The sequence below is a fragment of the Turicibacter sp. genome, assembly GCF_017941855.1.
GTDB classification, from domain to species: Bacteria; Bacillota_I; Bacilli_A; order MOL361; family Turicibacteraceae; genus Turicibacter; species Turicibacter sanguinis.
Genome location: NZ_JAGAVR010000124.1, coordinates 1 through 17,494, shown reverse-complemented (window position 1 = coordinate 17,494; position 17,494 = coordinate 1). Strand labels below are relative to the sequence as shown.

Genomic DNA, 17,494 nt, shown 5'->3' with positions numbered 1-17,494 from the left:
AGCATCACTCCTAAAACTCCCAATCTACTTTCTCAACTTAATATTATATCACCAAAAAATTAAATTAACCTATAAACGTCGTATCAATTATAAAAAAAGCCTATTTTTTCTTCAAATCCACTTCAAAAGCTTCCAAAATGAGCAATTTTATCAAGTATTTTTTTCCATCTTCCCAATTCTTGCTTATACTATTTGTAATTTGTGCAAATATTTTATATACTTTTAACTCAAACTAATTTTAGTTTTTTTTTTTGAGGTGATTTTTATGAGAATTATAGGTGATAGTCCAATCTGGACACGAAAAAACGAAGAAACAGTCCCTTATCCTAGATTAACACATGATTTAAAAACCGATGTTGTCATCGTTGGCGGTGGGATAACAGGTGCACTAACGGCACATTATCTAATGAAACAAAACATCAGTTGCGCTTTAATTGAAAAAAATACAATCGCAATGAATGCGACAAGCGCAGAACCAGCTCTTTTACAATACGAAATCGATAACGATTTAACAGGACTTTCTTCATTAATTGGTGAAACACAGGCACAACAGGCCTTTTTATTTGGATACCAAGCTGTAATGGAAATCAGTCAAATCGTTAAAGAAATTAACAGTGCATGTGACTTCTCATTCAAACCATGCTTCTATTATACTGAAAATCCGACTAAATTAGATTACATGGAAAAAGAATGTAAATCTCGTCAAGCAATCGGAATTCATTGCGAACTTTTCACTCCTGAAAATAATAAAGAGGATTTTAGCTTTAATTTTGAAGCTGGAATCTTCTCACATTATGGTGGTGCTATCATGGACCCTGTAAAATTCACACGTGATCTCATCGACTATAATGTAAAAAAAGGTCTTCAAGTCTTTGAACAAACAACAGTCGTTGACTACAATTTATCATCACGTGAAGTCATCCTAACAACAGAAAATGATTTTACCATTACAGCAAACAAAGTAGCAATTTGTACAGGTTACGATGCCTTAACGTGGTTTAAAAAAGAAGATCCATTCTATACACTTAGTCGTACATTCTCAATCGTATCAAAACCGGTATCAGCACTAAATGGATGGAGAGAAGAATGTCTAATTCGAAATGATGAAAAACCATACACATATCTTCGTCCAACAATGGATAACTGTATTATTATCGGTGGAGAAGATCTTGAAATCAAAAACGAAAAAGATGAAATCGCCACAATGGGGGATCGTGATCCTGAAGCATTACAACAATATCACCAACTACTACGCCGAGTTCGTCGTATGTTCCCACAAATTGAAAATATCAAAACAGATTCTTGGTGTCACGGAATCTTTATTGACACAAAAGACGGACTTCCATTCATCGGTAAACACCCTGATTACCCTGGAGCCTACTTTAACTTAGGATTTGGATCAAATGGAATCCTTTATTCATTAATTGGGGCTAAATTAATCTCACAAGACTATACAGGTAAAAATCCAAAAGAATTTGAACTATTTAAATTTAACCGTTACTAAAAAAAGAGCCACAGGCTCTTTTTTTCATACTCTTAACCTTTGGGTCATACATTTTGTATAACACATAGAAAAGGAGACTAACACATGAAACGAAAAGAAAAAATTCCAGTTAAAACTCATTACTTTATTTTAGGAATACTCGTAGGAACACTCATTATTCCTAAAATCACAAAAAGTTCTTTTGGATGCAATAATGGAAACAATTATTTCATCACAATCAAAAAAGACAATCATCAATAACACCCATTTCATGCTATCATAGAATTAAGTAAAAATCGAAGGAGCATAGTTTAACATGAAACTCGAAACAGAACATCTCATTTTATACCCACTAACGGACACACTCATCGGGCAAATACTAAATAATGAAATAACAGAATTTTCAACAGCGAAGTGGCTAACAGAAGATAATCGCACACTCTTAACGTGGATGAAAGATGAACTCTACCTTTTCATGCCACCAAAAATCGGATTTACATCTTGGATTTTTATTGAAAAAGAAACAAACCAAGTCATTGGTGATGGTGGATACAAGGGAAATCCAAATCAAGAGGGTGAAATCGAAATTGGATATGAAATAATCGAAGCTAAACGCCGCAAAGGATACGCAACAGAAGCTATTAATGCCCTAATTGATTGGGCTATGACTCATCGAGAAGTCAAATCCATTATTGCAAAATGTCACTATGAAAACATCCCATCCCAAAATCTCGTCCAAAAGCTACAATTCACCTTTGTAGGCGAAGAAGATGAAATGAACATCTATCAACTTTACTTTGATGAACATCCACTCTTTAAAGCTTTTAAATGCGTGATTATCGGTGTAGCCTGCTTAGGTGCTATCATCCCACTTTCAAAAAAACTAATTAAAAAGGCTAGTCGTAAATAAACGACTAGCCTTTCCTTATTGTTTCAAAATACGATTAATGACTTTCTTAGCATTTACATGCGTAATATCGTCAATCTCCATACTACTATAACCTCGACTCATCAACTCATCAATAATAAGTTGTGCCTCTTTTGCACTACCACAGTCTGATAAGTTGGCATTCACGCCATCTTCTGATAAATAGTTCATAAAGTCAAAACCTAACGCAATATACTTACTGCCAACTAACTTCTTAATATAATCAATATGATCAACCATTGCTTTAATTGTATACTCATCTGAATGCACAAAATCAGGCACAGCTGTAACCCCAATCACACCACCGGTTTCTGCAATCCCTCTAATTTGGCCATCCGTTAAATTACGTCGATGCCCTCTTAAAGCATAGCAATTCGAATGGGAAGCAATAACAGGCTCAGTTGTGACATCTAAAATATCAGTCATCGTTTTAATACTGGCATGAGAAACATCGACAACCATCCCAAGCTCATTCATTAACTTTACTGCCTGACATCCTAAATCTGTTAAACCAGTATCACTATCCGCAAAAGCTCCACAACCAAAATGATTAACTTCATTCCAAGTTAACATGGCATGTCTAAATCCTAAATCATATATCTTTTTTAAATGATTTAAGTCCTGAATAGGTGCTAAACTTTCAAGCCCAAGAATTACATTTACCTTATGATCAGCCCAATCATCCTGTGATTTAACAATCTGAACATCTGGTGATTGTTCAACTTCCTCTAGTATATATCCAATTGCTTTATCAAAATCATCGCATAATAAATGCTCAACATCTGTAAAATACGTCCAAATTCCCCCTGTTATGTTACCTTCTAACTGTTCTGGAATATGGTAATCTTCAACAATACCTCTTTTACCTTTTAATCGTTTTGCAACGATGTTATATAAAATATCGGTATGCGTATCAAAAATCAATGGGTCCCCCTCCTTAAAGATAAGGTCATAAGATATGCTACTCATTTCCTATTATATCGCAATTTTTCCTAAAAAGAGCATATATCATTCCTATTTTTCCGACAAAATAACTCTAAAAAAGGTAAGTAATCAACTTAGATTACTTACCTTTTTGATTATTCTTCTTCGTTGCTAAACTGACTATTATAAAGGTCAGCATAGAAACCATTTGCAGCCATTAATGTATCATGATTTCCTTGTTCAATAACATCGCCATCTTTCATAACTAAGATGATATCTGCTTCACGAATAGTGGATAAACGATGAGCAATCACAAAGCTTGTGCGACCCTTCATTAAAGTTTTCATCGCATTTTGAATTTGTAACTCAGTACGAGTATCAACGCTACTTGTAGCCTCATCTAAAATCATAATCTCAGGATCTGATAATAAAGCACGAGCAATAGTTAATAACTGTTTCTGACCTTGAGAAATATTTGATACTTCCTCATTTAAGATTGTGTCATAACCATCTGGTAAAACACGAATAAAGTGATCAGCATGTGCCGCTTTAGCTGCCGCAATAACTTCTTCATCTGTTGCATTTTCTTTTCCATAAGCAATATTATCACGAATGGTTCCATTAAATAGCCAAGTATCTTGAAGGACCATTCCAAATAACTTACGTAAATCACTACGTTTCATATCGTTAATATCGACACCATCAATTAAGATTTGTCCATCGTTCACTTCATAAAAACGTAATAATAAATTAACTAATGTCGTTTTTCCTGCACCAGTTGGACCTACAATAGCCACCATTTGACCAGGTTCAGCTTTAATATTCATATCTTGAATTAAGATTTTATCTTCACGGTAACCAAATTTAACATGATTAAATTCAACAGCACCACGAGGATTGTCAAGTTTTACTGGTTGAGCTGTTTCAGCCGTTAACTCTTCTTCATCTAATAATTCAAATACACGCTCTGCAGATGCTACAGTTGACTGAATAATATTTGAAATCTGTGCAACTTGTGCCATTGGTTGAGTAAACTGACGGCTATATTGAATGAAAGCTTGAATATCTCCAATAGAGATACGTCCTTTTGTAACTAAAACTCCACCAACTACAGCCACTAATACATATCCTAAGTTTCCGATAAAACTAATGATTGGCATAATTAATCCAGATAAAAATTGAGCTTTCCATCCCACTTCGTATAAACGATCATTAACTTCATCAAACTCTGCAATAGCTTTTTTCTCATGGCCAAATGCTTTAACAACATTATGACCTGTATACATTTCTTCGATGTGACCATTTAATTCACCTAATGTACGTTGTTGACCGATGAAATATTTTTGAGATTTTTTTACAACTTGCATCATTAAAATTCCCGATAGAGGTACGACAATAATCGAAATCAATGTTAATAACGGGCTAATTGATAACATCATGATTAATACCCCAATAATCGTTGTTACTGAAGTAATAACTTGAGTAATTGATTGTTGCAATGTCGCACTAATGTTGTCCACATCATTTGTAAAACGACTTAATAATTCTCCATGTGTATGTGAATCAAAGAATTTTAACGGTAGTTTAGCTAACTTTTGATCGATCTCTTCACGTAAGTCATAGACAACTTTTTGTGAAATACCAGCCATAATAAACTGTTGTAAATAACTAAAGGCCGCACTTAAAACATATAATCCAATTAAAATTAAGATAATTTTCCAAATATAACTGAAATCAATCGGAGTTGGATTTTTAACTCCAGTCATTAACTCCTGAATTGGGCGAAATAATTCATTTGTAATCTTCGCCATTACTTTAGGTGAAACAATAGAGAAAATGACACTTGTAATGGCTGCTAATATTACAACAATTAAACCTACACGATAAGGTTTTAAATACTTACTTAAACGTGATAACGTTCCTTTAAAATCTTTTGCTTTTTCAGTTGCTCCACCATGTGGGCCACGTCCCATAGGTCCCGCCATAATTATTCCTCCTCTCCTTGTTTAAGTTGTGATTCAACAATCTGTTGGTAAATTTCATTTGTTGCTAAAAGTTCTTCGTGTGTTCCGCATCCTGCAATGCGTCCTTCATCCATAACTAAGATACGATCGGCATCCATAACAGTACTTACACGTTGAGCAACAATAATCACTGTCGCCTCTTTTGTCTCTGCCTTTAATGCTGCACGTAACTGTGCATCTGTTTTAAAGTCTAATGCTGAAAAACTATCATCGAATAAATAAATTTCTGGCTTACGAACAATAGCGCGAGCAATTGATAAACGTTGTTTTTGCCCACCAGAAACATTTGTCCCACCTTGAGCAATCGGTGATTCTAATCCGTCTGGCATTTTAGAAACGAAGTCTGTTGCTTGGGCAATATCTAAAGCATGCTTAATTTCTTCATCAGTCGCATCTTCTTTACCATATCGAATATTATCTCGAATCGTTCCTGTAAATAAAATAGCCTTTTGTGGAACATAACCGATTTTTGAACGTAATAAAGCTTGATTCATCTCTCGAACATTGACTCCGTCTACTAAAACTTCTCCTTCAGCCGCATCATAGAAGCGAGGAATCATATTCAATAAAGTTGACTTACCTGATCCCGTTCCACCAATAATCGCCGTTATTTCACCTGGATTAGCTTTAAATGAAATGTTAGAAATCGCATGTTCTTCTGCTCCTTCATATCCAAACGCAACATTTTTAAACTCTACAACACCCTTTAATGAAGGTTGTGCTCCATTAGCTGGATTTTGAATTGGAGATTCCATCTCTAATACTTCGTTAATACGTACAGCCGATGCTTGAGCACGTGGGATTAACACAAACATCATCGTCAACATTAACATTGAAAATAGAACTTGAGTCAAATATTGAATAAACGCCATTAAATCACCGACTTGGAAACTTCCTTCGTTAATACGAATTCCACCAAACCAAAGAACAGCAACAATTGATATATTTAAAATTAACATCATTAATGGCATTAAAGATCCCATTAAACGATTAGCTGTCGTTGCAACACGTGATAAATCTGAACTTGCTTGATTAAATCTTTTTTGTTCAAAATCAACTTTATTGAATACGCGTACTACACGGATCCCTGTTAAATTTTCACGAACAACAAGATTTAACTTATCAATACGTTTTTGCATTTTTTCAAACATTGGCATTGTAAACTTGGCAATAACACCAATAACAACAACGATAATTGGAATAACCACTAAAATAATCGTTGATAACCCAACATCCTTACGAAGCGCCATAATCAATGCTCCAACAATCATTAACGGAGCACTTAACATCATACGCATCATCATAATGGTAACCTGTTGAACTTGATTGATATCATTTGTTGTTCTTGTAATTAACGATGCCGTTCCGACAGTATTGACCTCAGTCAGTGAAAAAGATTCAACTTTTTCAAATACTTTCTTTCTTAAATCACGACTAAATCCTATCCCAATTCGCGAAGAAAGATAACTACTACAAATAATACAGACTGTTCCTAAAAGAGCAACAGCAAGCATTACTCCTCCGCGTCCTAAAATGTACGAAACATCCCCTTGAACAATCCCAGTATCGACAATGTCAGACATTAAATCTGGCAATGCAAGGTCAGTCATAGTTGAAATAAATACTAAAATTAATACTCCAACAACCATTAACCAATAAGGCTTTAAACCTTTAAATAATTTTAACATCCTTTATACCTCCCTTGACATGAAATATCACCCAAATTGTCTATTAACTTTTGGAAAATATTTTTAGCTTGCTTTAACTCTTCATCAGTAAAATTACCAAACCCTTTTTGATTCATCTCATCAAAAATTTTCTCAACCACATCTGATTGTTGTTTTCCATGCTCAGTTAAATAAACATGTGTTACCCTTTGATCTTCTTGGCTACGACGTCGCTCAATCATCTGATCTCGCTCCATACGTTTTAGCATCGCACTAATAGTAGCAGGCGTTACATTCAATTTAGTTGCTAACTCTACTTGTGTCATTCCATCATGTTTACTTAAAACATGAATAATTCCTGGCTGTGAACGACAAAAACCCTGTTCTTCCATTCGCTTATGTACAGTCACCATTTGAAGACGAATAACATGAGATAACAGTTTTGCTAAATCTCTTACTTCATTACTATCCATCATGTCACCTCGCTTTAATCTAATTCTATATTACTTCTACCTATTTGATTAGTCAACTAACTATTAGTTAACTAATCATTTTATACAATTCTGCCACATAAAATATCGTTTTCAATATTAGTTTTGGATTTTACCTGAAAATACATACAAAAAAAGCTCACATAAAGTGAGCTTTAAATTAAAAAATTAAATGTGCAATTAATGCGATAACAGGTAAAGTAATCAACGTACGTTGAATGAAAATAATAAATAATTCTTTTAAACTTACCGGAATTTTTGATGCTAACAACAATGCTCCAACCTCAGATAAATAAATTAACTGTGAAACAGAAACAGCTGCGACTACAAATCGAGTCATCTCGCTCTCAATCCCTGAAGCTAAAATCGATGGTAATAACATATCAGCAAATCCCGCTACAAGCGTTTGAGATGCTGCCATCGCCTCTGGAACCTGTAATAACCATAAAACTGGATAGAATGGTAATCCTAAAATTTTAAATAATGGAGTGTACTCTGCTACCACTAATGCAATCGTTCCAACCGCCATAACAATTGGAATAACTGCTAACCACATATCTAAAACATTTTTAAATCCATCCACAAAAACAACCTTAACTAAATCCTGCCCCTTAGCCTTCTTAATAGCCTGGTTTAAACCATGTGAAAAGCTACTTGATCCCGCTGGAATAACCTCATCATCTTCTTTTGGAGTTCCATCAAAGAATATATCTGGCTTCTTCGATAAAGGTGGTAATTTGGGTAAAACAATGGCTGCCACTAAACTCGCCACGGTTACCGTAAAATAGAAAGGTAAAAACATACGGCTCAGTCCAACCGTATCAATAACGACTAAACTAAACGTAATTGATACTAACGAGAATGTTGTTCCAATAACAGCTGCCTCACGCTTTGTATAAAAACCATCCTCATACTGCTTACTCGTTAATAAAACACCAATCGTCCCATCTCCAAGCCAGGAAGCAATACAATCAATCGCAGAACGCCCCGGTAAATTAAAGACAGGACGCATGATTTTAGATAATAACGTTCCAATAAACTCTAACAATCCAAAATTCAATAATAACGGCAAGAATAACCCTGCAAATAAAAAGACAGAAAATAAAATCGGTAATAAATCATATAAAACAAGTCCGCCTGTATCTCCTGAATAAATCGGTGCAAATCCCACCTCATAAAGAGCTATCACAATAAATACAGTCGCTAACATACGAATAACAAACCAAACAGGTGTTACATTAAACAACGTATTTAAAAAATCATTCTTAATAATAAACTTCGGTGAAAAAATCTTGGTCACTAATGTTCCAACCGCTGTAATCATAACTAATAATAATAAAACCATCGGTAATACATCTGCAAACGTCGATTGAACCCACTTCGATAAAACCGCAACAGGAATCGTAATCTCTCCACCAATAGAAATAGGTGTCATAAATAAAAATACACCCAGTAACGAAGGAATCACAAACTTTAAAACTCCTCCTAAATTTTTAGAGCTACACGAGCCAAGATTTCCAGTATTCTTCTTCATAATTTCTACCTTCCTTATTTAAAATTTACTTTTGATTTAATAAGTATACTTCCAACCATTGAAGTTATCAACCTTTTCCAACAATAAAATTCAAATTATGACACAAAAAAAGGATTAAACTTTACAGTTTAATCCTTTAATTTTTTTGCCATGCAATTAAAACTAAATCTGCTCCAAATTTTTCAGACAACTCCGCCTCAACACGTTTTAATTCACGTAACTTATCATCACTTAAATTCGCAATATGAAACTCTTTACTATCCATAGTATTCACCTCATCTTTAATATCTTCAATTCCCAAAAGAATATTCCCTTTCAATCACATTCGCAAAAGCTTCAACAACCACTGGATCAAACTGAGCTCCACTACATCGACGAAGTTCAGTTATTCCCTCCTTATAACTCATTGGGTGATTATAAGATCGCTTTGAAGTCATCGCATCAAAACTATCCGCTACTGCTAAAATTCGAACCAAAAATGGAATTTCATCCCCTTCTAAACGAGAAGGATATCCACGTCCATCAAAACGTTCATGATGATGTCTAATAAACATCTTAAACGGAGCTAACTCCTCAAATAACTGAATCAGTTCTACCCCCTGTTCAACATGAGACTTCAATCTTAGCCACTCATTCTCTGCAAGTGGCATTCGCTTATTCAAAATAAACTGATCCATATCAAGCTTCCCAATATCATGTAAGTAAGCCCCACAAACTAAAAGACTTTCCTCATCATCACTGATTCCAAGCTCACGTCCAAGACATTGACTATACTCAACAACCCGCATCACATGACCATACGTATAACTATCCCAAACACGCAAAAATCCCATCAACATCTTAATCGCCGTCACCACATCACTATCTATCCCATTCATATGTCTCATCATCCATGCATACCGATGTAAACATTCCTCACTATTTACAATATCCTCAACCTTCTTAACTAAATTCACCCCATCCTCAGGGTAGTACACAATCCCACTCTTTAACTCAACCTCTTTGATTTCATAAATTCTTTCCTCAAGCCATTGCACCGATTTTCCCTTATCTGCATCCGGCAAAATAACCATAAATCCATTCAATCCATATCTAAACGTAAACTGACTATTTAATATGCGTGCTATCTTCTTTTCTACCTGTGGATCCCCCTCATCATCCATCCTAACAAAAATCAATGAAAACATCCGATTATTAGAAATAAAACTTTCTAACACCTCATCAAAACAAGATTCACTCAGCACACCTGTTAAAAAATCACGAGATTGATAAAAATAATCACGCCATCCCCCTACAAAATAACTCACCATCAACAAACTAATGCTCCCAAAATAATTAGTTTCTAAAAACAAAAGAATACCTGAACATAAAAAACTACTTAATAATCCAGCACGACGTCCATAAATAATTGTAATAAACAAACAAACCATCATAAAAATCAGTGAATATGCACCTCCACTAACTATTCCTAAAAACAGTCCCGTCATCACAAACAACATACAATCAAAAACTTCTTTTTTAATCTTACTAACCATAAACCCAATCCCTGTTAAAAGCGAAACACAACCAAGAATTAAAAAAAACTTCAATTCCTCATCAGAAAAGCTAATTTCAAAAATAAATAGCATACAAACAAAACAGATTCCTACTAATAAACTTAGGATTTTAATCATCTTCTCTATACTATCATTATATTGTTTCATCAAATCTAACATCTAACTCACCTCATGATATAAAAAAAAGAGACTCAATTGTCTCTTTTAATATTTGTATTTTTATGGATATTATTCATATAAATTGTTAAATATATAAATCTTTATCTACCCCATACACCTTTTCATTTAAAACTCTTCTAAATTTAATTTGCGCCTCTTCTGATAATTCAGTATTTGAAGACATAATCTTTAATTCTAACCCATCCATCCCTTCATTTAAAGATGGTTGAAAATGATAATGTGGATTTAATTTAAATCCTAATTTTTCATAGAATCTAACACGTCTTTTTGTCAGTTCATCAACAGGCGGTTCAACTTCTAGAATAACCACTAGATTTTCATCTTCAGCTATAACCTGTTGAACTAGTTTCGTTCCAATTCCTAGTCCTCGAACCTCTGGATTACATGCTAAATGTTCAATATAAATAAAATTATCAAACTTATAATAAGCACAAAAACCAGCAACTTCATCTTCATGCATGTAAGTTTTAATAAAATAATCATCACGCTCTAATAAAGCTTTTTGTCCTTCGTAATTTCTCATTTCCTCTTGTGGAAATGATTTTTTCATAATGGAGAAAACTTCATCAAATTTTAAAGTCATGTTATCATCCTTTCATCTTATCTAATCCCATCATATCCTGTTCCTTCATGGCTTGCAACTTTTTTCATTTAATGGTTTAAAAATCTACTTTTTGACACATAATAAAAAAAATATAAATCTCTTTTTTAGCAATGGCAAATTATTATATGGAGAGGTAATAATGAAAATAAATCCTGATTTATATCATGGCCAAAATCAATACACTAATTTTTTTGAGGGGTGGTATTTTAAAATTGTGGATAGTACGGCCACTTACGCCTTAGCATTTATTCCTGGAATTTCCCGGGGGAAAGATCCACTCGATCATCATTGTTTTATTCAAGTCGTCAACTTAATTGATCATAGTTATCAATATTTTCGTTATAGTACAAATGAATTCTACTCAAATCCACGTCATTTAAAGATCAACATTGGATTAAATGAATTCAGCCTTAGTAAAATTAATGTTCAACTTCTAAATTCTGAAGAAGAAATTAAGGGAGTCCTATTCCTTAGTCCTCGAACAAAATGGCCCGATACTAAATTTAATCCAGGAAGTATGGGTTTTTATAATCACTTTTCTTTTATGGAATGTTACAGTCAGGTTTGTGCTTTAGATGGAACGATTGAAGAAGGGCACCTTAAAGTGAATGGAAAATTAATCGATTTCAGTAATGGAAAATACTATATCGAAAAAAATTGGGGCAAAAGCTTTCCAAAATCGTGGATCTGGATTCAAAGTAACAGTTTCAATGATCAACGCGCTACTCTTACATGCTCTCTTGCTACCATCCCTTTCCCACTTGTAAAGGAATTTAGGGGCTTTATCATAGGTGTAACAGTTGATAATAATTTTTATTCTTTTACAAGCATAAACAAAAGCTCTATTACGTTAAATGTTTGCGATAGAGATATTATTTTATGTGCGACTCGGAAACATTTACACCTTGTTGTAAAAACTAAAACTAACCCGCATGATTTTGTTTTATGCTATGGTCCTAAAGACGGTGAAATGGTTCCTCTTGTTGAAGAAACTCTTTTAGGTGAAATTGAAATGACATTACTTGATACCAAACGCAATATTATCCTTTATCAAGGAATCGGCAAAGCCTGTGGTATTGAATATGGCGGGGAACAGATGAACCTTGTTGACCAATAAAACTTTACTCTTTTATCCTCGTATCTAGGATTAATTTGCCATAAATAAATTAATTAAGGTATAATAACTTAAAATGAGATGAAGGAGGATTAATATATTATGAAAGATTCTCGTGTCTTAGTTGTTGATGATGAACGTGAAATTCGCGAAGCTATTCGTATTTATTTACGTGGTGAAGGAATTGAAACAATCATGGCCTCTAACGGTGAAGAAGCACTAGATTTAATGAAGACCAATGAGATTCACTTAATTTTAATGGATGTTATGATGCCGAAAATGGATGGAATTGTTACCACTAGTCTAATTCGTGAATTCTCCAACGTCCCAATTATTATGTTAACTGCAAAATCAGAAGATACAGATAAAATTATGGGGCTTTCACTTGGAGCTGATGACTACATTACAAAACCATTTAATCCGATGGAACTTGTGGCTCGAGTTAAAAGCCAATTACGACGTTATTTAATGTTAGGGGCTAAGTCATCTAATCAACAAACAACTGACGAAGACACTATCGAAATTAATGGGCTTCGTATTAATTTATCAACTAAACAAACATTTGTTGATGATATAGAAGTAAGATTAACCCCTACCGAATTTAAAATTCTTAGCTTATTAATGAGAAATAAAGGACGTGTATTCTCAATTAACGATATTTATGAACGAGTATGGGATGAACCAGGATACAATGCAGAAAATACAGTTGCTGTTCATATTAGAAAAATACGTGAAAAAATCGAAATTAATCCTAAAGAACCCAGATACCTTAAAGTAGTATGGGGTGTTGGATATAAAATCGAATCTTAGATTTATCCTATATACTATTTCTTTGAGAAGGAATTAAGTTAAAAGGTTACGTTCTTTTCTTAAGTCATTCGTAGAATCTACTCATGATCGTGTAGAAACTAGTGTAGCATCAACAGAAAATTCAATCAGTTATCATTCGTATTTAATTAATCCCAACTTCATCAAACTGGACAAAACGCTACCTTATTAGCTATAATATTGGTCTACTAAATGCACCTCAATCTAAAGAATCCCAAAAGGCATTTAACAAGCAATACTAAAAATTCAAAAAGCTATTAAAGGATATGAGAAATTAGTTAAAATGGATGTAAACAAGCAAGTTAAAATAAATCGTTCCCCTCAACTTAAACCTTAAAAACATAGTTTCAGAACTATGTTTTTTTTATTAAGAAATTCTTAAGAAATCAAATAACTAATTGTTAAGATATTGATGGTATCTTAGTATCATAATAAAACTATAGATTGGAGCTGAGTATATGTCTGAAAAAACAAATTCTTCTATAAAACAAAAGACTCTTCACAACAATTGGATAAAATTTTTAGTCTGCTGTTTTATTTTTCTATTATCTTTCACTTATGTGACCCAAAATATAAATAACCTATTTCCATTGAATTATTTTGAATCTAGTCAATATGCTTCACAGGTCGATGACTTCTTACACTGGTTTTATGATATCAAAATTCAATTACCACAGGTTAGCATCCCATTAGATAGTATTGAAGTATCAAAAGAAGAGATACTAGATGCTAAAGTAAATTCGAATCAATATAGTAACTATTTATACAATGAAAATACAGATGAGCAAATATCAATCACTTCTCTTTCTGATGAAGAATTAAAACAATTAATCCAATTTTCTAAGTATGAAAAAAATCAACAGTTACTCCAAGAATATCAAAATTATAACTATTCGGAAAAAGACGCTTTTTATTATCAATTAACCGATACTAATGGGGCAACATATAGCAACCTACCAAGCGATAGTGTTCCTACATTAAACACTATTCAAATTCCTTACAAAGGAAATAACCAGGATAATTTTGCGCGTGTAAACAATAATTCTCATAACTATGGTCTAACTGGAACATTATATCTTCCTAAAGCATCTATGGGAGATTCTACAATTCTCCAAAGTTATCAACAATACACTAACAATAAAATATTCCTCGTTATTGGATTTACAATTACAATGATTTCATTACTTCCTTTATACCATTACTATAAGAAGATACAATCGACATCTATCCAACTACCCGAACAATTAAAGTGGATAGAAGCAAAATATAAAACTCTTCCCATTGAAATAAAAGTGATTTTATTTATTTGGACCATTATATTGTTACAAGATTATACTGTATTTGGTTATTGGAATATACAGTATATGTTTTCACACTGGTTAAATACAATCACTAAATTTGCATCTATTTTCCTATTAATTTATGTTTTTATCCTTCAATTTAAAGGATTAATCTATCTTCTTAAAAATCCATCTATCATAAAAAAGGAATGGGAGAATGGTCTTTACAGCACTAATATCGATGATATTAGAAATCTCCCTATCTATCGTAAAGTTTTTACAAAAGTTTTAATGTATACCATCTTTATCGGCCTTTGGGGAATAATAATTGGAACATCAATTATTGATGGATTTGCATTCCTACTAGTTGGAGCAATAAGTTTTGTTCTAGCACTCATTGTTTTACTTAAAATTCAAAGAAGTTGTAAAACAATTCAGGTCATCAACGATTCATTAGATTCAATGGCACAAGGGAAATCTACATCTGATATCCACATTTCTGGCCAAGGATTAATCCCAGATATGGCAAAAAACATCAATATTATACGAGAAGGATTTATTCTTTCTAATCAAAAACAATCGAATAGCGAACGACTAAAAACAGAACTCATAACAAATGTATCTCATGATTTAAGAACACCTTTAACAAGCATTTTAAATTATGTTGATTTAGCTAAACGTTCAGATATTACTGCTGAAGAAAGACAAGAATATTTACAAATAATTGATAATAAATCCAAGCGTCTTAAAGTTTTAATCGATGATTTATTTGAAGCTAGTAAGATGGCAAGTGGGGCTGTTGAATTATATAAAGAACAAGTTGATTTAGTTGCTCTAATGCATCAGTCTATTGCTGAATATGAAGATAAGTTTATTGAACATCAATTAATTTTGAGGAGTAAAACATCAGCTCCACAAATGTATGCCTACTGTGATGGAAGAAAGATGTATCGAGTATTTGAAAATTTATTTGGTAATATTATAAAATACGCTCAATCAGGGACTCGTGTTTATTTAGAAATGTTATATGAAGGATCAGAAATTGTCATAACTTTAAAAAATATATCGAATTATGAATTAGGATTTGATATAGTAGAGTTAACCGAACGATTTAAACGTGGAGATAGTTCTCGTAATACTGAAGGATCAGGACTAGGATTAGCAATTGTAAAATCAATTCTAGATTTACATGGTGCTACTTTTGAATTATCTCAGGACGGGGATTTATTTAAAGTTACAATTAAAATAAAAAAACTATAGATTCTTCAAATTAGATAAATAAGGAGTAACAAAAATGGCTAAAAAAAACGTCGTAATCAAACGAAAAAAAAAGAAATTAATACTAATTCGATTATCAATCATTAGTCTAATTTTACTTACATCAATTATTTATGTTGCTACCATCTTAAATAAACCTCATTTTACTACTCAAGCTCAAACAATAGAATACCTTAATGATAGTTTGATTGTTAGCAACTTAGAAACTAGATCTATACCTAATAGATTTTCGACTGAGCAACGTGAGTATTTAGCCTCTTTTAATTTACCTGATGAAACGTTGGAACAGCTTACATCTTCTCCAAAATTTAATATCGATTCTATGCAAACTTATGCAAATATTTTAAAAAGTAATCGTAATTATTCAGTACAATATGCATTAAACTATGTCCTTTATCCAAATGTAAAAACAAACTTCTATAAAGACACTGTAGAAGTAGCACATCCAGATAATTTATTAGTTTTAGTTAATAAAAACTATCGATTACCTTCAGATTACATTCCAAGTGATTTAGTATATCTCAATGTTCCTTTATATCGACCAGATACAAATAATGAGGCTAACTACTTAAGAAAAGTAGCTGCAGACGCTCTTTCATCACTATTTAGTGCGGCTAATCAAGAAAAAGGATATGCATTAATTGCACGTAGTGGCTATCGCTCATATAAAACCCAAGTTAATTTATATAATAATTATGTGTCCACTAATGGTCAACAATATGCAGATTCTTATAGTGCACGCGCAGGTCATAGTGAACACCAAACTGGTCTAACAATTGATATAACGGCAAAATCAGTAAATGAAGGTTTATCTCAGACTTTTGGTCAATCAAAAGAAGGTGCATGGGTAGCAGAAAACGCTCATAGATTTGGATTCATTATACGTTATCCACAAGGGAGAACAGCAGAAACAGGATATGAATACGAACCTTGGCATTTAAGATATGTCGGTGTGGATGCAGCTACATATATCTATGAGAATAATTTAATTTTAGAAGATTACCTATTAGAAAAAGGAGACATAGGCTCTTTATAATAAATAAAAACACACTGTAAATCATACAGTGTGTTTTTATTTATTATAAAGATATATTAACTGGCATCTCCTTAATGTAATTTAAAATTTACTCTAGTTATTTTAAATTACATCACTATTAACACTAAATGACATTATTATTATTTTGGAAAATAATAATAATGTCATTTAGCATTTCAACTAGGTTAGCTCACTACTTAATAATACTATTGAATAGCATATGAATGTAGCTAGAATCACTCTTAGTTCTTGTTGTAGTAAGGATAAAAGATTATCCTTCAAGATCTGATGTACTTTGAGTCTGATATTAAAATTATAATTCATATTTCTCATGCTGATTAAAAGATACCATTTAGCGATTAGAGATATTACTAGATTATATCAATACCTGTATTAAATGAAGTTAACTTAATATCTAATATAATCTTTCAGTCACCTCTTTGACGCACAAAAAAAGCACTCTTTCGAGTGCACTATTCGCTATTGGAGCGGGTGAAGAGAATCGAACTCTCACAGTCAGCTTGGAAGGCTGAAGTTCTACCATTAAACTACACCCGCATTTCTTTG

At 32.9% G+C, this 17,494-nt stretch carries 15 protein-coding genes and 1 tRNA gene; 7 read left to right on the top strand and 9 right to left on the bottom strand.

Annotated features, from left to right (window positions below; genetic code table 11):
• The first annotated feature begins 265 nt into the window (after positions 1-265).
• The 3 genes from J6D32_RS13620 (at position 266) to J6D32_RS13610 (ending at position 2,393) form a co-directional block, all read left to right on the top strand.
• The gene (locus J6D32_RS13620) at positions 266-1,504 is read left to right on the top strand and encodes an NAD(P)/FAD-dependent oxidoreductase (RefSeq protein WP_009607166.1); all 1,239 of its coding nucleotides are present in this window, start codon (positions 266-268) and stop codon (positions 1,502-1,504) included.
• A gap of 84 nt (positions 1,505-1,588) precedes the next feature.
• Complete coding sequence (locus J6D32_RS13615) at positions 1,589-1,744, top strand: hypothetical protein (RefSeq protein WP_006783199.1); 156 nt, start codon at positions 1,589-1,591, stop codon at positions 1,742-1,744.
• Positions 1,745-1,799: 55 nt separating this feature from the next.
• Complete coding sequence (locus tag J6D32_RS13610; protein WP_006783198.1) at positions 1,800-2,393, top strand: GNAT family N-acetyltransferase; 594 nt, start codon at positions 1,800-1,802, stop codon at positions 2,391-2,393.
• A gap of 15 nt (positions 2,394-2,408) precedes the next feature.
• Here the strand turns inward: J6D32_RS13610 and J6D32_RS13605 are convergent, their stop codons facing one another.
• The 8 genes from J6D32_RS13605 to J6D32_RS13570 form a co-directional block, all read right to left on the bottom strand.
• Positions 2,409-3,335, bottom strand: coding sequence for a dipeptidase (locus J6D32_RS13605; RefSeq protein WP_009607172.1), 927 nt, complete (start codon positions 3,333-3,335; stop codon positions 2,409-2,411).
• A 155-nt stretch (positions 3,336-3,490) separates the two neighbouring features.
• A complete protein-coding gene (locus tag J6D32_RS13600) occupies positions 3,491-5,320 on the bottom strand; it encodes an ABC transporter ATP-binding protein (protein ID WP_006783196.1) in 1,830 nt (609 codons plus the stop codon).
• A 2-nt stretch (positions 5,321-5,322) separates the two neighbouring features.
• Positions 5,323-7,047 carry an ABC transporter ATP-binding protein gene (locus J6D32_RS13595; RefSeq protein ID WP_009607165.1) on the bottom strand — a complete coding sequence of 575 codons (1,725 nt, stop codon included), beginning with the start codon at positions 7,045-7,047 and terminating at the stop codon, positions 5,323-5,325.
• Positions 7,041-7,499 carry a MarR family winged helix-turn-helix transcriptional regulator gene (locus J6D32_RS13590; RefSeq protein ID WP_009607176.1) on the bottom strand — a complete coding sequence of 153 codons (459 nt, stop codon included), beginning with the start codon at positions 7,497-7,499 and terminating at the stop codon, positions 7,041-7,043. The genes J6D32_RS13595 and J6D32_RS13590 overlap by 7 nt, the downstream gene beginning before the upstream one ends.
• 178 nt (positions 7,500-7,677) lie before the next feature.
• Entirely contained in the window at positions 7,678-9,051 is a 1,374-nt protein-coding gene (locus J6D32_RS13585; protein ID WP_132942975.1) for a YjiH family protein, read from the bottom strand.
• Between the two features lie 136 nt (positions 9,052-9,187).
• A complete protein-coding gene (locus J6D32_RS13580; RefSeq protein WP_262942097.1) occupies positions 9,188-9,316 on the bottom strand; it encodes a hypothetical protein in 129 nt (42 codons plus the stop codon).
• A gap of 25 nt (positions 9,317-9,341) precedes the next feature.
• Positions 9,342-10,766: an HD domain-containing phosphohydrolase gene (locus J6D32_RS13575; protein WP_055165314.1), complete on the bottom strand. Its 1,425-nt coding sequence runs from the start codon at positions 10,764-10,766 to the stop codon at positions 9,342-9,344.
• An 85-nt stretch (positions 10,767-10,851) separates the two neighbouring features.
• Positions 10,852-11,370 (bottom strand): GNAT family N-acetyltransferase, encoded by a 519-nt coding sequence (locus J6D32_RS13570; protein WP_055165317.1) that lies wholly within the window; start codon positions 11,368-11,370, stop codon positions 10,852-10,854.
• Positions 11,371-11,530: 160 nt separating this feature from the next.
• Between J6D32_RS13570 and J6D32_RS13565 the strand changes: the two genes are divergently transcribed.
• The 4 genes from J6D32_RS13565 (at position 11,531) to J6D32_RS13550 (ending at position 16,927) form a co-directional block, all read left to right on the top strand.
• Positions 11,531-12,508: a tocopherol cyclase family protein gene (locus J6D32_RS13565; RefSeq protein WP_055165320.1), complete on the top strand. Its 978-nt coding sequence runs from the start codon at positions 11,531-11,533 to the stop codon at positions 12,506-12,508.
• A 99-nt stretch (positions 12,509-12,607) separates the two neighbouring features.
• The gene (locus J6D32_RS13560) at positions 12,608-13,315 is read left to right on the top strand and encodes a response regulator transcription factor (RefSeq protein ID WP_009607175.1); all 708 of its coding nucleotides are present in this window, start codon (positions 12,608-12,610) and stop codon (positions 13,313-13,315) included.
• 476 nt (positions 13,316-13,791) lie between these two features.
• Positions 13,792-15,873, top strand: a complete 2,082-nt coding sequence (locus J6D32_RS13555) for a sensor histidine kinase (protein WP_229040247.1) — start codon at positions 13,792-13,794, stop codon at positions 15,871-15,873.
• A 34-nt stretch (positions 15,874-15,907) separates the two neighbouring features.
• Positions 15,908-16,927 carry a M15 family metallopeptidase gene (locus J6D32_RS13550; protein ID WP_009607179.1) on the top strand — a complete coding sequence of 340 codons (1,020 nt, stop codon included), beginning with the start codon at positions 15,908-15,910 and terminating at the stop codon, positions 16,925-16,927.
• A gap of 484 nt (positions 16,928-17,411) precedes the next feature.
• Here the strand turns inward: J6D32_RS13550 and J6D32_RS13545 are convergent.
• Positions 17,412-17,485, bottom strand: a tRNA-Gly gene (locus tag J6D32_RS13545).
• Positions 17,486-17,494 lie beyond the last annotated feature (9 nt).